The sequence below is a fragment of the Nevskia ramosa DSM 11499 genome (assembly GCF_000420645.1).
GTDB classification, from domain to species: Bacteria; Pseudomonadota; Gammaproteobacteria; order Nevskiales; family Nevskiaceae; genus Nevskia; species Nevskia ramosa.
On record NZ_ATVI01000010.1, the window covers coordinates 51,000 to 73,820 of the forward strand.

General features: G+C 65.5%; 17 protein-coding genes and 1 pseudogene. 6 read left to right on the forward strand and 12 right to left on the reverse strand.

Going from position 1 to position 22,821, the window contains the following annotated elements:
* Positions 1-38 precede the first annotated feature (38 nt).
* From G513_RS0116785 to G513_RS0116795, 3 genes are read right to left on the reverse strand one after another with little or no spacing between them, the layout of a single operon-like run.
* Positions 39-722 (reverse strand): ABC transporter ATP-binding protein, encoded by a 684-nt coding sequence (locus G513_RS0116785; RefSeq protein ID WP_022978022.1) that lies wholly within the window; start codon positions 720-722, stop codon positions 39-41.
* Entirely contained in the window at positions 719-1,723 is a 1,005-nt protein-coding gene (locus tag G513_RS0116790) for a TlpA family protein disulfide reductase (RefSeq protein WP_022978023.1), read from the reverse strand. Before G513_RS0116790 ends, G513_RS0116785 begins: the two co-directional genes overlap by 4 nt.
* A complete protein-coding gene (locus G513_RS0116795; RefSeq protein WP_022978024.1) occupies positions 1,720-2,979 on the reverse strand; it encodes an efflux RND transporter periplasmic adaptor subunit in 1,260 nt (419 codons plus the stop codon). The genes G513_RS0116790 and G513_RS0116795 overlap by 4 nt, the downstream gene beginning before the upstream one ends.
* Positions 2,980-3,237: 258 nt before the next feature.
* Here G513_RS0116795 and G513_RS0116800 point away from each other — a divergent pair, with 258 nt between their 5' ends.
* Positions 3,238-4,086 carry a UDP-2,3-diacylglucosamine diphosphatase gene (locus G513_RS0116800; protein WP_022978025.1) on the forward strand — a complete coding sequence of 283 codons (849 nt, stop codon included), beginning with the start codon at positions 3,238-3,240 and terminating at the stop codon, positions 4,084-4,086.
* Between the two features lie 116 nt (positions 4,087-4,202).
* Here the strand turns inward: G513_RS0116800 and G513_RS0116805 are convergent, their stop codons facing one another.
* Entirely contained in the window at positions 4,203-5,219 is a 1,017-nt protein-coding gene (locus tag G513_RS0116805; protein ID WP_022978026.1) for an AraC family transcriptional regulator, read from the reverse strand.
* Positions 5,220-5,359: 140 nt separating this feature from the next.
* Between G513_RS0116805 and G513_RS0116810 the strand changes: the two genes are divergently transcribed.
* Positions 5,360-6,238 (forward strand): fatty acid desaturase family protein, encoded by an 879-nt coding sequence (locus G513_RS0116810; protein ID WP_022978027.1) that lies wholly within the window; start codon positions 5,360-5,362, stop codon positions 6,236-6,238.
* 194 nt (positions 6,239-6,432) lie between these two features.
* On the opposite strand, the pseudogene G513_RS24475 reads toward G513_RS0116810, so the two are convergent.
* The 3 genes and pseudogenes from G513_RS24475 to G513_RS0116825 all read right to left on the reverse strand — a co-directional run bounded on the left by G513_RS24475 (position 6,433) and on the right by G513_RS0116825 (position 8,953).
* Positions 6,433-6,768 (reverse strand): annotated as a pseudogene (locus tag G513_RS24475) (type II toxin-antitoxin system VapC family toxin).
* Positions 6,769-6,827: 59 nt separating this feature from the next.
* Positions 6,828-7,073: an antitoxin gene (locus G513_RS0116820; protein WP_022978028.1), complete on the reverse strand. Its 246-nt coding sequence runs from the start codon at positions 7,071-7,073 to the stop codon at positions 6,828-6,830.
* Positions 7,074-7,318: 245 nt separating this feature from the next.
* Positions 7,319-8,953 carry a flavin-containing monooxygenase gene (locus tag G513_RS0116825; RefSeq protein ID WP_022978029.1) on the reverse strand — a complete coding sequence of 545 codons (1,635 nt, stop codon included), beginning with the start codon at positions 8,951-8,953 and terminating at the stop codon, positions 7,319-7,321.
* Positions 8,954-9,263: 310 nt separating this feature from the next.
* Here G513_RS0116825 and G513_RS23695 point away from each other — a divergent pair, with 310 nt between their 5' ends.
* Positions 9,264-11,057 (forward strand): sigma-54-dependent Fis family transcriptional regulator, encoded by a 1,794-nt coding sequence (locus G513_RS23695; protein WP_022978030.1) that lies wholly within the window; start codon positions 9,264-9,266, stop codon positions 11,055-11,057.
* Positions 11,058-11,217: 160 nt separating this feature from the next.
* On the opposite strand, the gene acs is transcribed toward G513_RS23695, so the two are convergent.
* From acs to G513_RS0116845, 3 genes are all read right to left on the reverse strand, one after another.
* On the reverse strand, positions 11,218-13,197 hold the full coding sequence (acs, locus tag G513_RS0116835; protein ID WP_022978031.1) for an acetate--CoA ligase: 1,980 nt from the start codon (positions 13,195-13,197) through the stop codon (positions 11,218-11,220).
* 201 nt (positions 13,198-13,398) lie between these two features.
* Positions 13,399-15,057, reverse strand: coding sequence for a cation acetate symporter (locus G513_RS0116840; protein WP_022978032.1), 1,659 nt, complete (start codon positions 15,055-15,057; stop codon positions 13,399-13,401).
* Entirely contained in the window at positions 15,054-15,377 is a 324-nt protein-coding gene (locus G513_RS0116845) for a DUF485 domain-containing protein (protein WP_022978033.1), read from the reverse strand. Before G513_RS0116845 ends, G513_RS0116840 begins: the two co-directional genes overlap by 4 nt.
* A 234-nt stretch (positions 15,378-15,611) precedes the next feature.
* On the opposite strand from G513_RS0116845, the gene G513_RS23700 reads away from it, so the two are divergent.
* Entirely contained in the window at positions 15,612-19,148 is a 3,537-nt protein-coding gene (locus tag G513_RS23700; RefSeq protein ID WP_022978034.1) for a PAS domain-containing hybrid sensor histidine kinase/response regulator, read from the forward strand.
* Here the strand turns inward: G513_RS23700 and G513_RS23705 are convergent.
* Positions 19,121-19,828 (reverse strand): response regulator transcription factor, encoded by a 708-nt coding sequence (locus tag G513_RS23705; protein WP_022978035.1) that lies wholly within the window; start codon positions 19,826-19,828, stop codon positions 19,121-19,123. The two genes, G513_RS23700 and G513_RS23705, sit on opposite strands and share 28 nt — an antisense overlap.
* 175 nt (positions 19,829-20,003) lie before the next feature.
* On the opposite strand from G513_RS23705, the gene G513_RS23710 reads away from it, so the two are divergent.
* Positions 20,004-21,404 (forward strand): DcaP family trimeric outer membrane transporter, encoded by a 1,401-nt coding sequence (locus tag G513_RS23710; RefSeq protein WP_022978036.1) that lies wholly within the window; start codon positions 20,004-20,006, stop codon positions 21,402-21,404.
* Between the two features lie 133 nt (positions 21,405-21,537).
* Here the strand turns inward: G513_RS23710 and G513_RS0116865 are convergent, their stop codons facing one another.
* Entirely contained in the window at positions 21,538-21,852 is a 315-nt protein-coding gene (locus G513_RS0116865; protein ID WP_022978037.1) for a DUF2834 domain-containing protein, read from the reverse strand.
* Positions 21,853-21,968: 116 nt separating this feature from the next.
* On the opposite strand from G513_RS0116865, the gene G513_RS0116870 reads away from it, so the two are divergent.
* Positions 21,969-22,820 carry a helix-turn-helix domain-containing protein gene (locus G513_RS0116870; RefSeq protein WP_022978038.1) on the forward strand — a complete coding sequence of 284 codons (852 nt, stop codon included), beginning with the start codon at positions 21,969-21,971 and terminating at the stop codon, positions 22,818-22,820.
* The last annotated feature ends 1 nt before the right edge of the window (position 22,821 follow it).

Here is a 22,821-nt window from a genome sequence, read left to right on the forward strand (position 1 = left end):
CATCCATGTGCGGGCCGCCTTGGTCGGAGACGTGCCATTCAAGGCACGTCTCCGACCAAGGCGCCCTTATCCATATCGAGCCGATGCGTCGCATACTCCGCAGCCTTCGCATCATGCGTGACCATGACGATGGTCTTGCCATGGTTGCGGTTCAGCTGTTGCAGCAGGGTGAGGATTTCGTCGGCGGTCTTGCGATCGAGATCGCCGGTGGGTTCGTCGCAGACCAGCAGGGTGGGGTCGGCCACCAGGGCGCGGGCGATGGCGACACGCTGCTGCTGGCCGCCGGACAGCTCGCTCGGCTTGTGCGTGGCGCGATCGGCGAGGCCGACGACGGCAAGCGCAGCGGCCACATTCTTCTTCCGCTGCGCCTTGCTCAGGGAGGTGAGCAGCAGCGGCAGTTCGACATTGGCTTCAGCGCTGAGCACCGGCAGCAGGTTGTAGAACTGGAATACGAAGCCGACGTGGCGGGCGCGCCATTGGGCGAGCTGGCCGGAGGACAACTGATCGATGCGCTTGCCGTCGACGACGATCTCGCCGGCGCTGGGCTTGTCGAGGCCGCCGATCAGGTTCAGCAAGGTGGTCTTGCCCGAGCCGCTGGGGCCCATCAGCGCGAGGAAGTCGCCGCTGGCGATGTCGAGGTCGAGCGCTTGCAGCACGTCGACGGTCTGCTTGCCACGGGTGTAGCGCTTGGCCACGCCGCGAATGGAGACGAGGGTGCTCATCGGGCAGCTCCTGGGTGAGATTCGGTGTCGAGTTGGTTCAGGCGATCCTGCAGTGCTGTCTGCAGGCCAGCCAGTGCCGGGTCGGACGAAAGCGGCTTGCCGGCCAGTCGTCGTTCGGTGTCTGCAGCGGCTCGTTTCAGCAGTGCGCGTTCGGCGGGCGCGTCATCGAGGGCCGCGTACAGATCGGCCGTTGCCAGCAGCAGCGAAGCCCCGTCGACGCAGGCTGGCGCTTCGCTGAACCAGCCGCGTGCCAGTTCGGCCTGCATCGCCGGCAACTGCGCTTGCAGATGATTGCGCCGCGTCTCGGCGGGCAGGCCGATGGTCGATGCGACATAGCGATCCAGTTCCAGGCCGCGGTCGCAACCGAGCGCGGGATCGGCGAGCACTTTCTGGCCGCCGATATCGGATTCCATCGGCTGGCCGCGCTGGGCGGCCTGCAGGAATTCGATGCGGTTGCGCCAGCGCTGCACAGCCACGGTGCCGGTGTGCTGGCCGCGCACCGCGAGCGGCAGGCGCATCCACCAGGCAAAGCCGGCATCGCCCAGACCTTGCGCGTGGAAGCTTTCCAGTGCTTCCGCGGTGGCCGCCGCGCCTTCGGCCGTGGTGTCGGTGGTGCGATAGCGGCGCGCCTTCAAGGTGGTGCGCTGGGCCAGCAGCTGGCTGATGCGGGCGTGGAAGGCGTCAGCGCTCACGGCACCAGCCACTCGGCCCATTTCCTCGCCATCGGCATTCAGCAGCAGCCAGCTCGGCAGGCGGCCGACCGGATGCTGCTTCAGCAGATCGGCGGCTTCCGCCTGATCGCGATCCAGCGTGCGCACCGAGATGCGTGCGGATAGCGCCGCCCAGCGCGGATCGCCACGCAACTGCTGCGACATCGCATCGCAGGCGATGCACGGGCTGCTGCGGATTTCGATCAGCTGCGCCTGGTTCGCCGCCAAGGTGCTCACCGGCGCCGACAGCAGCAGCAACGCCAGCGTGGTCAATCGGCGAGCGGCGTTCACGGCTTGGCGTCTGCGGTGGTGATGCGCACGACATCGCCATCCTTGAGCTTGGCCAGATCGCCGATGGCAATGCGGTCGCCGGCGTTGAGCCCGGCGATCACCGTCTGTTCGCTGCCGGATTTCGCACCGAGTTTCACCGCGCGGCGTTCCACGGTCTTGCCGCGGATCAGGAACACGGCTCCTGTAGTTCCATTGGGCTGGCCGCTGCCGAGCACGGCGGTGGACGGCACGATGACACCCGCCGGCTCCGGGCTGCCGGCCTTCGGCGCGGCGCCGAGGAAGGACACGCGGGCGCCCATTTCCGGCAGCACGCGGGCGTCCTTTTCCTTGAACGCGACTCGCACCTTCACCGTCGCCTTGGTGCGATCGGCGGTCGGGATCACCGCGATCACTTCGGCAGGAATGCTCCAGTCCGGATAGGCGTTGAGCTTGATCACTGCCGGCTGGGCGGCGGTGACCCGGTTGATGAAGTTCTCGTTGACGTCGACTTCCACTTCCAGCGAATCCATGTCGACGACGGTGCCGATGCCGGTGCGCGTGAAGCCGCCGCCGGCCGACAGCGGTGACACGATTTCGCCGACCTGCGCCGCCTTCACGGTGATCACGCCGGCAAACGGCGCGCGCACCGTGGTGTCGTCGAAGCTGCGCTGGGCGACATCGACGGCGCGTGCCGCGACCGCGACATTGCGCTCCGCCACGTTGTAGCTGGCGCGCAGGCCATCGAGCGTGGTCTGCGCGGTATCGAGTTCGGCAACGCTGATGAACTTCTGCTCGACCAGCCCCTTGCGCCGAGACACATCGCGCTCGGCATTGGCGACGTTGACCTTCACCTGGGTGGCGCTGGCACGGGACGATTCCAGCTGCGCGCGCGCCTGTTCGAGCGAAGCGCGGATGTTGGTGTCATCGAGCCGGGCGACGATCTGGTTGGCCTCCACCCGGCTGCCTTCCTCGATCAGCACCTCGGTGACCAGACCGGTGATCTTGGCGGACACGGTCGCCGCGCGGCGGGCGACCACATAACCGGCGGCATCGAGCAGCGAACTGCCACCGGCGCTGCCGTTCGACGCCGCAGCTTTTGCGGTGGCGACGGTCACCGGCAGGCCCGCAGGCTTGCCGAAGACGAACCAGGCAACGCCGGCGCCGATGAGCAGCAACACGCCGGCGATCCACCATTTCCTCCCGCCATGGCCGCTGTCCTCGGGTTCGTTGCTGCGATCGATACGGAGCTGATCGAGCAACGCGGATTTGTCGTCCATGGCCTGTAAGGAGAAGGTAAAAGGAGTGCCACAAGCATAGTGGAAACCGGTTCCGTCACTGGCCGGAAAAACCGACCTTCATGGGCTCGACAGTAGGTATTCGGGACGACCCGAGACAGTCCCGAACGTCATCGTGGCGGGATGACGTTTGTCATGCCGGGCAGCCGTTCAAACAGACCCAGGCCCGGCTTTTCTCCGGCTTGTCACAATCGGCTCCGATACTGCGCGCGAAAACCACGACCCCATGGGAGAAGCGCAATGGCGAAGATCGCGCATCCGGACAAGCCGGATAAGGCCACGTATCACTACCGCACCATCTGGCTGTCCGACATCCACCTCGGCACGCCCGGCTGCAAGGCCGAGTTCCTGACCGATTTCCTCAAGCGCAACCACTGCGACACGCTCTATCTGGTCGGCGACATCATTGACGGCTGGAAGCTGAAGAGCGGCTGGTACTGGCCGCAGGAACACACCAACGTCATCCGCAAGATCCTGACCAAGGCCAAGCGCGAGACCCAGGTGATCTATGTGACCGGCAACCACGACGAGTTCCTGCGCAAGTTCGTCGACTACCGCCTGGAAATCGGCAACATCAAGCTGGTCAACGAAGCCATCCACGAGACCGCCGACGGCCGCAAGCTGCTGGTGCTGCATGGCGACTACTTCGACGTCATCACTCGCTATCACCGCTGGGTAGCGCTGGCCGGCGACATGGCCTACGAAACGATGATGCACACCAACTACTGGTTCAATCGCCTGCGGGCGATGGCCGGGCTGCGCTACTGGTCGCTGTCGGCGTACGCGAAGCAGAAGGTCAAGAACGCGGTCAGCATCGTCTCCAGCTTCGAAGAAGCCGTGGCCCGCGAGTGCAAGCGCCGCGGCCTCGATGGCGTGGTCTGCGGCCACATCCACCACGCCGAGATCCGCGACATCAACGGCGTCGAGTACCACAACTGCGGCGACTGGGTGGAAAGCTGCACCGCGCTGGCCGAAGACATGAACGGCAAGATCTCCGTCATCCGCTGGGTCGAGATCGACCACCTCAACGAGCGCCCGAAAGTCACGCCGCTGAAGCGGGCCGCGAAGGCGATCGGGGTTGCGGCTTGAGGTAGGGCTTTTCCGTCCGAACATTCATCATTCCCGCGAGAGCGGAAGTCCAGCTTTGATGCGGAACGCTACGGCTGGAAACTGGATGCCCGCCTTCGCGGGATGTCGATTGCTTCTCACCGTCCTCGCGCCTTGCGGTACTCGCCGGGCGCGCGATCGAACCAGCGACGGAAGGCTCGCGTGAAACTGGCCGTATCGCTGTAGCCCAGTTGCAGCGCCATCTCGTCGAGCTTCATCTCGGTGCCGGTCAGCAGCTGAACCGCGAGTTGCCTTCGCTCCGTGTCCACCAGATCGCGAAAGCTGGTCTTCTCCTCTTCCAGCCTGCGACGCAGGCTGCGCGGCGCCATCGCAAGCTGCTGGGCCACGGCCTCGATCGATGCGACCAGGCCCAGGGGCCCGAGGATCAGTTGACGGACCTGCCCGGCAACGCCGGCGACCTGGCGACGCTCCAGCTGGGCACGGCACTGATCCTCCAGCAAGCGCACCAGGTGCGGGTCGTACATCGGCAGGAGCATTTCCGCGTCCTGTCGCCGCAGCACGATCGCATTGCGCGGACATCCGTATCGGGGGGCGACACCGCACAACGACTCGATGCGTGCGGCGTGATCGGGCGCGCGGCCCTGATATTCGATTCTCTTGATCGGGATGCCGGATAGTCCGAGTTCGCGGAACAGATGGATCCCGGTCGCCGTATCGCGCTCCAGCAGAAACTGGCGGAGATGCTGAGGGATGGCATCAGGATCGGCGGAGACAGCGAACTCCTCGGCGTCGGACCAGGTCGCGAACCGGCAGTAAGCCGTGCTCAGCGGCAGGTAGCGGATCGCGAAGTCGAAAGCCTCGTGCAGCGTACGGCTGATGCGCAGCGCGAAGCCCCAGATGCCGAACGTGGAGACGTTGTACTGAAGCCCCAGTTCGAATCCCAGCGCCGGCACCTCGGGCAGCGCCAGGATCAGGTTCTCGATCAGACGCATCTCTTGATGCCGCTCGATCAACACATCGGCCTCGTGCAACTGGGCCTCCCGGATTCCAGTGCCCATCAGGCAGGTCTCCACGTCCACGCCGTAGCGCGCGGCGAAGTTGACCATGACCTGGCCGATCGCCATCGGGTGGCGGATGCTCGTGTCCTCGGACAATCCTGTTCCCTCTCCCCTGCGGTTACCCCCGCCTCGCCATGTCTGGCCGGAAATGCGTCGAAGCAGGCCCGCAATGTCCTGTGACGCGAAGCCGGGCGCGCCTAAGGTTGCGCATCGTCAAACCGGTTAGGGAGCATGTCATGCAACAGGATCTGAACGCACTGAACAAGCAGGCCATCGCCATGGCCCGGGAATACACCGGTGAGGTGGCATGGCCGACGGTGCTGCTCGTGGTCCTGGTGCTGGCGGCCTACATCGCGAATCTCGCCTTGTTCGCGAACGGACTGATGCCCCTGTGGGCGGCGATCCCGGTCTGTGGCGTGCTGACCTACCTGTCGTATACGCCGCTGCACGAGGCGGCGCACGGCAACATCCACGGTGGCCAGGATTGCTATCAGTGGCTCAACGATCTCTGCGGATATCTGGTCGCGCCGCTGATCAGCATTCCCTTCTCCACGCACAGGGTGGAGCATTTCACGCACCACCGTTACACCAACCAGCCGGACAAGGATCCTGATTTCACCGTCAGCGGCATGCGGAACGGATTGCTGGCGGTCGTGCTTGTCGGTCTCCGCTTCCTGTGGATGCAGAACACCTTTCTGTTCCGCGAGTACTGGGCTACGGCGCCGCTCCGGGAGCGGGTGATCTACTGGGCGGAAGTGTCGGTCTCGATCGGCTGGCGCGTGGCCTTCGTGTTGCTGGTAGCACGCGAGTCGGACGTCACGCTGCTTCTGGTCGGCTATCTGATCGGCGCGTACTTCACCGTGTACTGGTTTGCCTACCGCCCTCACCATCCCTACGAGGATGCCACCCGGTATCGCAACACCAGCAGCCTGATCATGCCGAAGTGGATGAAGCCGCTGGAGTGGTTCTGGATGGGGCAGAACCTGCACTCGATCCACCATCTGTTCCCGCGCGTGCCGTTCTATCGCTACCACGCCCTGCACCAGCGCATCGAACCAGCCATGCGGGCTCACGGCACGCCGATCATCGGGGTTTTCAGTCGGCTTGAGCGGTAGCCGCCGATCGAGCCCACTTGCCCAGCCTGAGTAGGGCGGGAAAGCCGAAGGCGCATCCCGCCTTCCGTGACAGTCCTCGGGAAATCGGTGGGATGCGCGGTCCCCAAACGCCGGTCACTTTCCCCGTCTTGCTCAGGCTCGTCGGAATGCCCGCAAGCGCTCGTCATTTCTGCGAGGGCGGGAATGACAGGCCTTCAAGGGTGCCAGTTCTCCGTGACGAGCCCGGGCACCCGGTCAAACTCACGCAGGTTGCGCGTCACCAGGACGAGGTTGCGGGCGCGGGCCTGACCGGCGATCAGCACGTCATAGGCGCCGATCGGGGTGCCCTGATCCGCGAGCAGAGCGCGGATTTCGCCGACGTGACGGGCGTCTTCGACATCCAGTGGAAGCACCTCGAAGCGCAAGGCGTCGACGCGGCCGAGGTTCGCTTCGCGGCGCTGGCTGCGGAACGCTCCGAAGTAAAGTTCGTGCATGACCACGGCGCTGATGCCGACATCACTCGGCTGCTGTGAACGCTGCTACCTGAACAACGGCCCCTCGGCATCGTTGAGTGCGGCAATGACAGCGTTGCTTTCCAGCAGTTAGCGCATCATCGGAACAGCGTATCGAGGTCCGAGCGCGCATCGGGTGCTGGTTGCTGCTCTACGGCCTCGCGGAAGTCGTCGTCAACCGGACCGGATAGCGCATTGAGCCAGGCCCAGTCGCTGGCGATCGGTTCGAGGATCACGGACGCGCCGTGACGGCGAATGCGGACCTCGCTGCCGTCGATGCGGAAGTCTTTCGGCAGTCGCACTGCTTGCGAGCGGCCAGACCAGAACAGCTTGGCGGTTTCCATGACAGGGCTCCCAAATTGGTGGATATCAAAGAGATACATCTCTAGACGTTTCGCGCCAAGTCGTTTGTTCGCTGGATTAGCGATTGGCCAATTAAAAGCGGCAGCACGAGGGCTGCCGCTTTTTGCGAACGTCGTCACGCTATCACTGGCGCAGCCGCTTCCTCTTTGATCCCCCCTGTTGCGATCGAGCGCAGCAAGCGGCGCATGATCTTGCTGCTAAGGGTTTGGGAGAGACCGAATGCCCTTCAGGCGATCAAGCAACTGGGATAGCCGCGTTCGGCTTCTTCGTCGCAGATCTTCTTGTAGGACCGGAAGCCGCCGAGATAAGGCAACACGACGCGCGGCTTGCCGGGCACGTTGTCACCCATGTACCAGGAGCTGGCTTCGCCGAACAAGGTCATCTTGCCGATCGCGTTGACCGTGTCGCGCCAGGCGCTTTCGGGCTCCGGCTTCGCCTCGATGGTCGTGAGGCCGGAGCTTGCCAGGTGCTCGATGCAGCCCATGATCCAGTCCACGTGGTATTGGTTGCCGAGCACCATGTTGTAGAGCACGGACGGGCTGCCCGGTCCGGTGGTGATGTACAGGTTCGGGAAGCCGGACGGCATGATCCCGTACAGGCTGCGCGGCCCTTCATTCCAGTGTTCCTTGAACGCAAGTCCGTCGCGGCCGCGGATGTCGATGTTGAGCAGGGTGCCGGTCATCGCATCGAAGCCGGTGGCGAAGATGATCACTTCGAGTTCGTGGATCTCGCTGCCCACCTTCAGCCCTTCCGGCACGATCTCGCGGATCGGTTCGGCTTTCACATCCACCAGTCGCACGTTGTCGCGGTTGTAGGTCTCGTAATAGCCGGTATCGGCGCAGATGCGCTTGGCGCCGAATGGATAGTCCTTCGGTACCAGCCGTTCGGCAACGACAGGGTCTTTGACCTTCTCGCGAATTTTCTTCTGCGCGAACGCGGTGATCGTCTCGTTCGCAGCCTTGTCGGTGAGCAGGTCGACGAAGCTGCAGTAGAAGTACAGGCCGCCAGCCGCCCAGCGCTTCTCGTACTCGGCTTCGCGCTCCTGCTCGCTGACGTCGAGCGCGCGTCGCGTTTCCGGCGCCAGGCGTGCGCAGATGCCGACATCGGAATCCCACTCGCGGGCGCGCAGATCGGCATAGCTCGCCTTGACCCGGCGCTCGTCGTCCGGATTCATCGGCCCGTTGCCGGCCGGCACGCTGAAGTTGGGCGTGCGTTGAAAGACGGTCAGGTGCTTTGCCTGTTCGGCAATGATCGGAATGGCCTGGATCGCCGACGAACCGGTACCGACTACACCGACCCTCAGGCCGACGAAGTCGACTGACTCCTTCGGCCAGAACGCGGTGCGCAGGATGCGGCCCTTGAAGCTGTCGGCACCCGGGTACTCGATCGGCTTCGGCGTGGACAGGCAGCCGGTGGCCATCACGCAGTGACGAGCGGAAATGCTGTCGCCCTGGTCCGTGCGGATGGCCCATAGCTGGGTACTGTCGTCGAAGTGCGCGGCGCTCACCCGTGTCGAGAAGTGGATGTCGCGGCGCAGGTCGAAGCGGTCGGTGACGTGGTTCAGGTAGGCCAGGATCTCGGGCTGCCGCGCCATGCGTGTCGACCACTTCCAGTCCTGTTCCAGTTCCGCGCTGAACGAGTAGGAGTATTCGAGGCTCTCGAAGTCGCAGGCCGCGCCGGGATAGCGGTTCCAGTACCAGGTGCCACCGACGCCTTCGCCAGCCTCGAAACAGATCGCCTTCAGGCCGGCCTGTCTCAGTCGGTGAAGCATGTACAGGCCGGCGATGCCGGCGCCGACGACGACGGCGTCGTACGGGGTGGTGGAGCTCTTGTCCGGGCTCGGGGACAGCGATGCGTCCATGGGTTTCTCCTCCTCAAGGATGTTCTGGTTGGTGTTCGGGCCGGTTCGGCGTCATTCAGGACACGGCGTCTCTTCGCGAGGTGCAGGCTAAAAATGTGAATCGTGTTCCGGTTTCGTGATATTCACTGCAAAGCGTTTGCCAAGCATTTTTCAATATTCAACCCGTTGTTATTGATGATTTAATTTCCTTGTCTCCATCTAGAGCGAGCACTCAAGGAATTGCTTTTTCTTATTTTTCTTCATTGAGGGCCAATTGCAGTGCCGATTTTTTTGGATCACGCTCAAGCCTCTGCCGACCAGAGTTGCCGCGATGCCCAGCCCCGAATCTGCGAAGACCAGCCGACGCCGTCGCCCGAAAGCCGAAGCCTTGTCGGCGGCTGGCGAAGACGAAGCCGCGCGCCTGTCGCGTGCGGTTGCCGAACACCTGCGCTTCTCGCCGGATGCCGGCCACATCCAGCTGTTCGGCCAGCGCATGCTGTTGATGCACGCGCAGTCGTTCGCTGAACTGCGCCGCGAACTGATCACCCGGCTGGGCCTCGCCGGCACCCGCGAACTGCTGACCCGGCTCGGCTACCGGCAGGGCTTCGACGATGGCCAGCGGGTGCGGGCGCTGAATCCGGAAGACTTGGCGCACGCACTGGCTCTCGGGCCGCGGCTGCGCGAAACCGAAGGCTTCGTTCGCACCTTGCCGATCGATGCCATGCGCTTCGACCCTGCGAAGGGCGAATTCTGGGGCGACTTCCTGTGGACCGCGCCCTGGGAAGCCGAGGCGCACCTGCAGCAGATCGGCCTCAGCGGCGAGCCGGCCTGCTGGGTGATGCGTGGCTATGCCGACGGCTACTGCACCGCAGTCACCGGCGTGCCGATCTACTGGCGCGAAGTGGAATGCGTGGCCATGGGTCACGCGCACTGCCGGGTCATCGGCAAGCCGCTCGCCGCCTGGGACGACCTCAGCGAATCCGAAATCGGCTTCCTGCAGGCCGACAGCTTCGTCACTGCGCCGGTGAAGTCGCGGGCACCCGGCTTCAACCCGCTTGCCGAGGCCGTGGCGGGACGTGCCGCGACGGCGACCAACTTCGAAGGCTTCGTGGGCGCCTCGCCCGGTTTCAATGCGGTGGCCAATCTCGTGCGCCGCGTCGCGCCGACCGATTCCACCGTGCTGTTCCGCGGCGAAAGCGGTGTCGGCAAGGAATGCTTCGCACGCGCGATGCATTCGATCAGCCCGCGCGCCAACAAGCCGATGGTGTCGATCAATTGCGCGGCGATCCCGCCCGAACTGGTCGAGGCCGAGCTGTTCGGTGTCGAACGCGGTGCCTACACCGGCGCCGATCACGCTCGCGCCGGCCGCTTCGAGCGCGCCGACGGCGGCACGCTGTTCCTCGACGAAATCTCCAGTCTGCCGCTGCCCGCGCAGGGCAAGGTGCTGCGCGCGATCCAGGAACGGGAGATCGAACGCGTCGGCGGCACCCAGGTGCGCAAGATCGACGTGCGCATCGTCAGCGCCGCGAACTGCGACTTGCGTGTCGAGATGGAAGCCGGCCGCTTCCGTACCGATCTGTTCTATCGACTCAACGTGTTCCCGATCGAGATTCCGCCGCTGCGCGAACGTCGCGAGGATGTGCCGCTGCTAGTCTCGCTGTTCCTCGATCGCTATACGCAGCGCTTCGCGAAGGCTGTCCAGGGCCTCACGCCGCGCGCCTGGGATGCCCTGTGGGATTACGACTGGCCGGGCAACGTCCGCGAACTGGAGAACATGGTGCAGCGTGCCGTGATCCTGGCCGAAAGTGGCGGCACGATCGATGTCCAGCATCTGTTCGCCGGCGGCGAGAAACTGCGACCTGCGTCGTTCAATCTCGGCGCGCAGGGCGCGCTGGTGCCGACTGGGGGCGCCAGCATTCTGGATGCCACCGACCCGCGACGGCGTCTCGCTGCCGATCTGCTGAAGGTGGTTCCCTCGTTGAAGGAAATCGAAACGCTGCTCGTCGACTGCGCAATGGAGCAGGCGGACGGGAACCTGTCGGCTGCCGCTCGGCTGCTGCGCCTGCAACGCGGGCAGGTGGAGTATCGGGTGAAGAGACAACAAGGCGGAACGATGCTTGATTGAGTCTGTCGGCAAACAGAATCCGCCGCTTCCGGATTCTGATCACTCGGCGCATGACCTCGCTGCAGGGCCACTGCAGTAGTACGTTGAGTCGACGGTGCGGGCCAAACGAGAACTGCGCCCGAAGGCGCCGTTCTTGTTTGCGACGAGTGATGTCAGCCGATCAGGCTTTGCCTGCAAGCTGCGCCACAATCCCCGGATTCTCCAACGTCGAAACATCCTGCGTAATCTCCTCGCCCTTGGCGATCGAGCGCAGCAGCCGGCGCATGATCTTGCCGCTGCGGGTTTTGGGCAGGCCGTCGGCGAGGCGGATGTCGTCTGGTTTGGCGATCGGGCCGATTTCCTTGGCGACGTGTTCGCGCAGTTCCTTGATCAGTGCCAGCGCTTCGTCGCCGGTGGGGCGCACGCCCTTGCAGATGACGAAGGCGCAGACGGCTTCGCCCTTGACCTCGTGCGGGCGGCCGACGACGGCGGCTTCGGCGACTCTGGGATGCGAGACCAGGGCGGACTCCACTTCCATCGTGCCCAGGCGGTGGCCGGAGACGTTGAGCACGTCGTCGGTGCGGCCGAGAATCCAGTAGTAGCCGTCCTCGTCGCGATGGGTGGAATCGCCGGCGACGTACAGATGGGTGCCGTCCGGGCGGACCGGGAACTGGCCGTAGTAGGTTTTCTTGTAACGCTCGTTGTCGCCCCAGATGGTGCGCAGCATCGAGGGCCAGGGCTTGGTGAGGACCAGATAACCGCCGGCGGTCTTGCCGACCACCGGCTCGCCCATTTCATCGACGACATCGGCGAACAGGCCGGGCAGCGGCTGGGTGCACGAGCCGGGCTTGGTCGGCGTGGCGCCGGGCAGCGGGCTCATCATGATGCTGCCGGTTTCGGTCTGCCACCAGGTATCGACGATCGGCAGTTTCTCCTTGCCGATGACGCGGTGGTACCACATCCAGGCTTCCGGATTGATCGGTTCGCCGACACTTCCCAGCAGGCGCAGCTCGCTCAGGTCGTACTGGTTCGGAATCTCTTCGCCGGACTTCATCAGCGCGCGGATCGCGGTGGGCGCGGTGTAGAAGATGGTCACGCCGTGGTCCTGGCAGATCTTCCAGAAGCGGCCGGCGTCCGGGACGGTGGGCACGCCTTCGTAGATCATCACGGAGGCGCCATTGGCCAGCGGGCCGTAGGTAACGTAGCTGTGGCCGGTCACCCAGCCGACGTCGGCGGTACACCAGAACAGATCGTCTTCCTTGAGATCGAACACCCACTGGGCGCTGAGCATCGCGCCGAGCAGGTAGCCGCCGGTGCAGTGCTGGATGCCCTTGGGCTTGCCGGTGGAGCCGGAGGTGTAGAGCAGGAACAGCGGGTGTTCGGCTTCGACATTCACCGGCTCGCAATCCGCCGGCAGCTTCGCAGTGGCTTCATGCCACCAGGCATCGCGACCGTCCTTCATGGTGATCGCATGGCCGGTGCGCTTGGCGACGATCACGCCCTCCACGCTCGGGCAGCCGAGGGCCAGCGCTTCATCGCAGGCCTTCTTCAGATCGACGACATTGCCGCCGCGCTGGTTGCCGTCCGCCGTGATCACCAGCTTGGCGCCGGTGTCTTCGATGCGGTCACGCAGCGCGGTGGCCGAGAAGCCGCCGAACACCACCGAGTGGATGACGCCGAGGCGGGCGCAGGCCTGCATCGCGATCACCGCTTCCGGCGAGTGCGGCAGATACAGCACCACGCGATCGCCCTTGACGATGCCCTTGGCCTTGATCGCATTGGCGAGCTTGCAGACTTCGGCGTGCAGTTCGCGGTACGTGTAGTTGCGGGTGTCGCCCTTTTCGCCTTCGTAGCGGATGGCGATCTTGTCGCCCTTGGTCGCCAAGTGGCGATCCAGGCAGTTGTACGAGGCGTTCAGCGTGCCGTCGTGGAACCAGCGGTAGTTCGGTGCCTTGCTGTCATCGAGCACGGTCTTGAACGGCGTTGCCCAGCTCAGCTCGCTCTTGGCGTAAGCGCCCCAGAAGCCGGTGAAATCGGCAGCCGCGGCGGCGCGCAGCTCGGCCATCTTGGCGGCGTTGACACGGGCGGCGGCGGCGAACTCGGCCGAGGGCGGGAACACCCGGGTCTCGGTCAGCACGGATTGGAAGTTGTCACTGCTCATCGTTGATCCTCGTTGTTCGAGTCTTGTCGGTTCGACTTTGCTTCTGGCCCCGTGAACGGGGCGTCTCCTCGGGCCGGAGTGTGCCAGCCACGGCGCAGCGGTTTGCGCCGGTGCGGCGCTAAAGCAAACATCGCGCCCGATACAGTAAGCCCGCCAGCTTCCTGACGGGCTACCCGATTCAGTGGATTGTCAGCAGCTTGTTCAATGACTCGACGCGCCGGTGGCGCCGTAGCCGGTTTCGGCCCGGACCAATTGCTCGATGTAGCGTGCCGACTCGATCCTGGCCCTTGCGCTGCGATCGGTCACCGAGCCGATCCAGCAGCCGAGGAAGGCCAGCGTCATCGAGAACAGCGCCGGTGCGTCGTAGGGGAAGACCGGCGTGGCATGGCCGAGCACCTTGACCCAGACGGCCGGGCCGAGGACGGTCAGTGTCACGGCTGACACAAGCCCCAGGCCGCCGCCGAGCAGTGCACCACGGGTGGTGAGGCCGCGCCAGACGATCGACAGCAGCAGGATCGGGAAGTTGGCGCTGGCCGCGATGGCGAAGGCCAGGCCGACCATGAAGGCGACGTTCTGCTTCTCGAAGACGATGCCGAGGATGATCGCCAGGATACCGAGGCCGATGGTGGCGAACTTCGAGACGCGGATTTCGTCCTTGTCGTTGACCTTGCCCTTGCGCAGCACGTGGGCATACAGGTCATGCGAGACCGCCGTGGCACCGGATAAAGTCAGACCGGCGACCACTGCGAGGATGGTGGCGAAGGCTACTGCCGAGATGAAGCCGAGGAACACGTCGCCACCGACTGCATGCGCCAGGTGGATCGCCGCCATATTGGCGCCGCCGCGCAGCGCCGCACCATCAAGATAGAAGACGTTGGTGCCGACCAGCACGATCGCACCGAAGCCGATGATGAAAGTCAGGATGTAGAAGTAGCCGATGAAGCCGGTCGCGTAGAACACGCTCTTGCGGGCTTCGGCGGCGTTCTTCACGGTGAAGAAGCGCATCAGGATGTGCGGCAGGCCGGCGGTGCCGAACATCAGCGCCAGGCCGAGCGAGATCGCCGATACCGGGTCCTTCACCAGCTTGCCCGGCGCCATGATTGCCTGGCCATCCTTGTGCACGGCGATGGCCTGCTCGAACAGCGCTTCCACCGAGAAGCCGACGTGGCGCATGACCATGAAGGCCATGAAGCTGGCACCACCGAGCAGCAGCATCGCCTTGATGATCTGCACCCAGGTGGTCGCCAGCATGCCGCCAAAGGTGACGTAGACGATCATCAGCACGCCGACCAGCACCACGGCGATGTTGTAGTCGAGCCCGAACAGCAGCTTGATCAACTGGCCGGCGCCGACCATCTGCGCGATCAGATAGAAGGCCACCGTGGTCAGGGTGCCGGCGGCGGCGAGGATGCGGATCGAGGTCTGATCCAGCCGGTAGCTGGCGACATCGGCGAAGGTGAATTTGCCGAGGTTCCGCAGCCGTTCGGCGATCAGGAACATGATCACCGGCCAGCCGACCAGGAAGCCGATCGAATAGATCAGGCCATCGAAGCCGGAGCCGAACACCAGCGCCGAAATGCCGAGGAACGAGGCCGCGCTCATGTAGTCGCCAGCGATGGCGAGCCCGTTCTGGAAGCCGGTGATGCCACCGCCCGCCGTGTAGAAATCAGCGCGCGACTGCGTGCGTCGGCTTGCCCAGTAAGTGATGCCGAGCGTCAGCGCCACGAAGGCGACGAACATCAGGATGGCGGTCAGGTTCAGCGGCTGCTTCTCGGCCTGGCCTTCGAGGGCGGCGGCGAAGCTGGCAAGCGGCGCGAACAGCACCGTGGCGGCCAGCGCTTTCAGGATCAGCGGGTTCATACGTTGGCGCTCCGGACAGCCTTGACCGTCAGTGCGTCGAACTCGCCATTCGCGCGGCGGACGTAGACGCCGGTCAGCACGATCGCCGACAGGATCACGCCCAACCCCAGCGGAATGCCGAGGGTGATGACGCCGTCGATGCGGATCGCCAGCCAGTGCGGGGCGAAGGCGATCGCCAGAATGAAGCCGTAATAGATCAGCAGCATCAGCGTGGTCAGGATCGCCGCGAAGCGGCCACGGCGCGCGCGCAGCTCGGTGAATGCCGGACTTTCAAGGATGCGCAGGATCTCCGGCGCCACGTGGACCTCGGTCGACGCCATGCTGCCGTCGCCGGAATACTGTTTTGTTGTCATGGATGCTCCTCACACGTGCGTCATGGGTACGGCGATGCTGATGGCGGAGCCTATCGGCGATGGGGTCCGCGCTCCATGCGACGTTGGTCTAAGCGGGGTGGCCCGGGTCTGCGACTTTGGTCTCAAGCACTGCGGCAGAGATCGCCTCGTGTTCTATGCTGAGCCTCAGCAGCCGGCCGCCGTCCGGCAGGGGACGCCGGGATGCTCGAGGTCTGGTCGCTGTTCCTGATCTCGGCGATCTATGTCGCGGTGCTGTTCGCGATCGCGGCGCACGGGGATCGTCGGGCAGCGGCTGGCTCGTCACGCAAGCCCTGGACCTACAGCCTGGCGCTCGGTGTCTACGCCACGTCCTGGACGTTCTATGGCGCCGTCGGCCGGGCCGCGACCAGCGGCTGGGATTTTTTGCCGATCTATCTCGGGCCGATGCTGGTGTTCCTGTTCGCAGGTGGCCTGCTGGAGCGGCTGATCCGGATCAGCAAGCGCTACAACATCACGTCCATTGCCGACTTCATCGGCGCCCGCTACGGCCGCAACCAGCGGCTGGCGATGTTCGTCACCGCCGTCGCGGTGCTCGGCGTGGTGCCGTACATCGCGCTGCAGTTGAAAGCGGTGGCCTTCGGTTTCGAGCTGCTGGCGCACTCGCAGGGCGAAGTCGGCGCCGATGATCATCTGTTCGACAACGGCGCGCTGTTCGTCGCCGTGCTGTTGGGCGCGTTCGCGATCCTGTTCGGTACGCGGCAGGTGGTGGCCAGCGAAAACCATCACGGCATGGTGCTGGCCATCGCCTTCGAGTCGACGGTGAAGCTGCTGGCCTTTCTCGCCGTCGGCCTGTTCGTCTGCTATCACCTGTACGACGGCTTCGGCGATGCCTGGAGCCACGCGCTGACTCGCCTCGGCAATCAGGCGCACGAGCAGGATGGCCGCTGGCAGGCAGGCTTCGTTGCCCAGACCCTGCTCGCGGCCGCCGCGGTGCTGTGCCTGCCGCGGCAGTTCCACGTCACCGTGGTGGAGAACGCCGACACCCGCGATCTCAAGCGCGCGCGCTGGGTGTTTCCGCTGTTCCTGCTCGCGATCAGCGTGTTCGTGCTGCCGATCGCCAGCGCCGGGCTCGATCGTCTGTCGGCGGATGCTTCGGGCGATACCTACATGCTCGCGCTGCCGCTGTCCGAGGGGCAGGGCTGGCTGGCGCTGATCGCTTACCTCGGTGGTTTCTCGGCGGCCACCAGCATGGTCATCGTCGAGACCATCGCGCTGTCGACGATGATTTCCAACGAGCTGGTGCTGCCGGTGCTGCTGCGCTCGCGGCGCTTCCGGCTCGCCGAACGCAGCGACTTGAGCGGCCTGCTGAAGAACATCCGCCGCGCCGCGATCGTCGCGATCATCGCTGCCGCCTACCTGTACTACCGGATCTACAGCGGCCCGGGTTCTCTGACCGCGATCGGCCTGTTGTCCTTCGCAGCCGTGGCCCAGTTCGCGCCGGCGATCGTCGGCGGCGTGCTCTGGCGCGGTGGCAGCCATGCCGGCGCGCTGGCGGGCTTGAGCATCGGCTTCGGCCTGTGGCTCTACACCCTGCTGCTGCCGGCGCTGCTGGCCGGTGGCGACAGCAGCCTGCTCAGCGATGGCCTGCTCGGCATCGGCTGGCTGCGGCCGCAGGCGCTGTTCGGGCTGACCGGGCTGGACGACATCACCCACGGCACGCTGTGGAGTCTTGGCGGCAACACGCTGGCCTATCTGCTGACGCCGCTGCTGTTCAAGCCCGGCCTGCGCGAACGCCTGCAGGCCGGGCGCTTCCTCGAAGCGCCGTCCGCCGGCCGCGCGGCCCGTGCGTCGGCGACCAAGATTGCCGCCACCGTCGGCGATCTGGTGGCGCTGCTGGAACGCTTCTTCGGCGCCGAACGCGCCCGCACCGAGCTGGAAATGCACGCCCGCCGGCTTGGCCGGCCGGAGCCGAAGCCGGACGATCGGGTGTCGTCCGAGCAGGCGCGGCACATCGAGCATCTGCTGTCCGGCGCGCTCGGTGCATCGAGCGCGCGGCTGGTGCTCGGCTCGGCACTCGGCGGCCGCGACATGCAGCTGGAAGACGTGATCAGCCTGCTCGACGAAACCGCGCACGAGATCCAGTTCAACCGCGAGCTGCTGCGTGCTTCGCTGGAGCATCTGTCGCAGGGCGTGTCGGTGGTCGACAAGGATCTCTGCCTGGTCGGCTGGAACCGCCGCTATCTGGAAATGCTCGATTACCCGGACGACCTGATCAAGGTCGGCCGGCCGATCGCCGAGGTGTTCCGCTACAACGCCGAGCGCGGCCTGCTCGGGCCGGGCGAGGTCGGGCCCCAGGTCGAGCGGCGGCTGGCCCATCTGCGTGCCGGCACGCCGAACAGCCACGAGCGCCTGATGCCGGACGGCCGGGTCATCGAGGTGCGCGGCAGCCCAATGAGCGGTGGCGGTTACGTCACCAGCTATTCGGACGTGACCGCCTACAAGCAGGCACAGCAGGCACTGGAAGTGGTCAACGAGCAGCTGGAGGAGCGGGTCTCGGAACGCACCGCCGCGCTCGAAGAAGCGCGCGGCGTGGCCGAGCGCGCCAACCGGGCGAAGTCACGTTTTCTGGCAACGGTCACTCACGATCTGGTGCAGCCGCTGAACGCCGCGCGGCTGTTCGTGACTTCGATCGACCGTGATGCGGTGCCGGTGGAAACGGCGCGGATCGTCGGCCAGGTGGAAAGCTCGCTGCACGCGGCCGAGAACCTGATCGGCGCGCTGCTCGATATTTCCCGGCTCGATGCCGCCGCCCAGCCGGTGCGCCGCGAGCATTTTCCGGTCGACCGGGTGCTGGCGCCGCTGGCCAACGAGTTCTCCGCACTCGCTCAGGCGCGCGGTCTGGAGTTTCGCTACGTGGCGTCGTCGGCGATCGTCGAAACCGATCCCGCGCTGCTGCGCCGGATCCTGCAGAACTTCCTGTCCAACGCCGTGCGCTATACCCGTAGCGGCTGTGTGCTGCTCGGCTGCCGGCGCTTGCCCGGCGGTCTCGAGATCGGCGTCTGGGACACCGGGCCGGGCATTCCGGCCGGGCGCCAGCCGGAAATCTTCGAGGAGTTCCGCCGGCTCGAAGCGGGTCAGGATTTCGATCAGGGGCTGGGGCTCGGACTGTCGATCGCCGATCGGCTGTCGAAGCTGCTGCATCACCGGTTGAGCTTGCGCTCAACGGTCGGCCGCGGCAGCCGCTTCTCGATCGAGGTGCCGTTCGGTGATCGCAGTTCGATCGCGCCGCTGCGGCCGGCGCCGGTGACACGCTCGACTGATCGCCTGCATGGCCGGCTGGTGTTCTGCCTCGACAACGAGCAGTCGACGCTCGATGCACTCGGTGCGCTGCTGACCCGCTGGGGCTGCCGGGTGATCGTCGCCCGCAATGCCAGCGAGGCTTACGCCTGCTTCGGGCCGGATGCCGAAGTGCCCGATCTGGCGCTGATCGATTTCCATCTCGGCGAAGGTGCCAGCGGCATCGCGGTGATGGCCGAGTTGCGCCAGCGCTGGGGCGTGGCCGTGCCGGCAATCGTGCTGACCGCCGATCCGACCGTGGCCGCGCGCAATGCTGCCAGTGCCGCCGGCCTTGCGCGGCTGCCGAAGCCGGTGAAGCCGGCGGCGCTCAGGGCGCTGATGAGCCGGATGATCCGCATCCAGAGTCCGGACATCGTCGAAGCGGACGGCGACGCTCAGTCTTCGTCGGCCACGTCGGACTGAAGCTCGTCCATCGGCGGCGTCAGGCTGCCGGCGCTGGCATCGAGCAGGCGCCGGGCCAGCAGCGCCGCTTGCGTTCGCCGGTACAGGCCGAGCTTGCGCAGTACGGCGGTGACGTGCGCCTTCACGGTCGCTTCGGTGATGCTCAGCTCGTAGCCGATCTGCTTGTTCAGGCGGCCATCGGCGAGCGCCATCAGCACCTTGAACTGCTGCGGTGTCAGCGTTGCGATCTGCCGGGTCAGCGCCTGTTCGGCGGCGTCCTGATCGACGCCATCGGCCAGGCCTTCCGGCAGCCATTCGTTGCCATCGAGCATCGCCCGCACGGCCTCGCCGATGACCCCCAGCGACGCCGATTTCGGGATGTAGCCGCAGGCGCCGAAATCGATCGCGCGGCGGATCACCAGCGGGTTTTCCTCACCGGAGACGATCGCCACCGGCAGGTCCGGGCGCAGGCCGCGCAGCTGGATCAGCGAGGAAAAGCCGCTGCTGCCGGGCATGCGCAGATCGAGCAGCACCAGATCGCAATCCGGCTGGGCATCGAGCTTGGCGAGCAGTTCGACCAGCGAAGCGGTGGCTTCGACGATCGCTTCGGGTACGGCATCGGCCACGGCGGCAGTCAGCGCGGCGCGGAACAGCGGATGGTCATCGGCAATCAATAGTCGGTGCTTGGGCAGGCGATACATGGGCGGCCTCGGGCGGCGCATTCAATACGCGCATTGCAACACCCTACGACCTTGGTCGCGATACGACTTAAGGTGAATGGTCGCGCCTTCTCCTGATCGCCACTCTTCGTCTGCGGCCATCGCTGCCGCTCCCGGATCACCTGTCCGGGCAACGAATGATGAGAGGAGTGAGGAGATGATGCCTGCCCGCAGCCGCTTTGCCGCCGCCCTGTGCGCTGCCGGATTCGGCATGGCGACGCTGCCTGCGTTCGCCGCTCCGGTGGATAAAGACACCGCCGCAGTGATCCAGGATCTGAAGCGGCGCATCGAGGCGCTGGAACAGCAGCTCTCCGCCAAGGCAGCGCAGCCAGCGGCCGAGGTTGCTGCGCCGGCAGCCGTCGCGCCTGTTGCGCCGGTCGTTGCTGCGACGGCACCGGCGCCAGCAGCGACGCCGGCAGCCGTCACCAATGGCGGCGATTTCAAGCTGGCCTGGGGCGGGTACATCAAGACCGACTTCATCACCTCGCGCTACAGCGATGGCGCGGTGCCGCAGAGCCTGGGCCGCGATGCCTACATCCCGAACTCGATTCCGGTGGCTGCCACCGGCGCCGAGAACGCCCGCACCTATACCGATCTGCACGCCAAGGAAACCCGGCTGTACCTGCGCGGCTCGGGCCTGATGTATGGCCACAAGGTGGCGATCAATGCCGAGTTCGATTTCATCAGCGGCCAGCTCGGCCAGGGCATCGCCGGTGCGCCGAACGAAGCGGTGACCAATCCCTACAACCCGGCGTTCCGCCTCGGCTATCTCGATTTCGACAACTTCCGCATCGGCCAGGACTGGTCCACCTTGCAGAACATGGTGGCGCTGCCGGACATCGTCGATCTGGTCAACTGGCCGTCCGAAGGCACGGTGTTCTCGCGCCAGCCGATGATCCGCTACACCTACGGCCCGCTGGCCGTCGCGCTTGAAAACAGCGAATCGACGGTCGCCACGCTCGGCGGCAACGCCTTCGCGGTGACCGACGACAACACGCTGCCGGATCTCGTCTGGCGCTACACGCTGAAGACCGCGGCCTGGGGCGATTACACCTTGTCCGGCGTGGTCCGCCAGATCACCGATCGCGGCACCGTGGCCGGTGGCAACGATACGTCGATGGGCTACGGCCTGAGCTTCGCCGGCAAGATTCCGCTCTGGGGCCAGGACGATCTGCGCTTCACCTTCAGCGGCGGCGATGGCTTCGGCCGCTACATGGCGCTGAACACGGTCGGCGATGCTGTGGTCGACGCCAGCGGCAAGCTGCGTACGGTCGAGGTCTACAACGGCTTCGTCGCCTGGCATCACCCCTGGAACGAGCAGTGGCGCTCGAACCTGGCGCTGTCCGCCCTGCATGCCAACACCGGACAGATCGACGAAGGCTCGATCTTCGGGCCCGGCGTGTCGCGCAATGTCCGCAGCGCAACCTTGAACCTGCTGTATTCGCCGATCCCGAAGATCACCTTCGGCGCCGAATACCGATACGCGCGGCGTGACACGGTCGGCAATCTGTCGGGTGACATGAGCCGGCTGCAGTTCTCGGCGCGTTACAACTTCTGAAGCGAGTGCCGCGCTTTCTTTCGGCGTCATCCCCGCGCAGGCGGGGATCCAGTTCTGAAGTTTGCGCACCGCTGGTTGCAGAAAACTGGATTCCCGCCTGCGCGGGAATGACGGCGGGTGTCGAGCTTGGCAATCAGGCCCAGTTTTTCGCCAGCGTCGGGTTGCTGGCAGTACCGCGCATCAGCAGATAAGCCAGCGGGCCGAACGAGCCCAGCGCCAGGGTTGCAACGATGTACGGCCAGACGGTGACGCCGCGGGCGCGGGCATCGCCGACCATCCAGACCATGACCAGGGTCAGGGCGATGACCAGATCGGTCAGCACCTGCAGGCCGGCAGGATGCATGTGGCTGGCGAAAATGCCGAAGTAGCCGACTTCCTTCAGCGCGTAGGCAGACAGGATCGAGAACGGCAGCAGGATGACGAACAGGATGGGGCGGGGCAGGTTCATGGCAAATCTCCGGGAGTGGGCTGGGACGGCGAGCGCAGAATCCGCGTCTGACTGCGGCGCCGCAATTACCTCGCAGGTCATCGCTTTGAGGCGGACGCATCGCCACAATCGCTGCCATGAACGCGATCCAGCCGACGTCCGCTGCCTCCACCCGCTTCGGCGATAGCCTGCGTCGTGCCCGCGCGGTACGGCGTCGCAGCCAACTCGATCTGGCGCTGTCGGCCGGGCTGTCGCAACGGCACCTGAGCTTTCTCGAATCCGGCCGCTCGCAGCCGAGCCGGGCGATGCTGCTGCGGCTGGCCGAAGCGCTGGACCTGGGCCTGGCCGACCGCAATCACTGGCTGATCGCCGCCGGCTTCGCGCCGATCTACCCGCAGCGCGCGATCGAAGCGCCGGACATGACGCCGGTGCGCGAAGCGCTGGCGCGGATGCTGCGCCACCACGAACCGTTTCCGGCGATGGTCATCGATCGCGCCTGGAATCTGGTGATGACCAACGAGGCGACCGAACGAATGATCGCGATGGTCAGCATGGTCGGCGGTCACGCCAGCGCCGATGCGCTATGGCAGAAAGTCTGCGGCGATGGGCCGCGCAACATGGTCCAGATGAGCCTGCATCCGGAGGGCCTGCGGCCGTTCGTGGTCAATGCCGACGAAGTGGTTGCGGCGTTGTTGTCGCGGCTGTCGCAGGAGGCGCTGGATCATCCGCCATCGGCGCGATTGCGCGAGGTGGTGATGGCCTATCCGGGCTTCGCGGCGGCGGCGCGCAACATCGATGTATCGGCGCGCCTGTCACCGGTGCTGGCGACCCATTTCCGCATCGCCGGCCAGGATCTGCGCCTGTTCGCGATGCTGTCGCGCTTCGACATGCCGCGCGACCTGACCGCCGAAGACCTGAGAGTGGAAACGCTCTATCCGGCCGATGCCGACAGCGAACAGCTGCTGCGCGGCATGGCCGGATCGCCCTGAA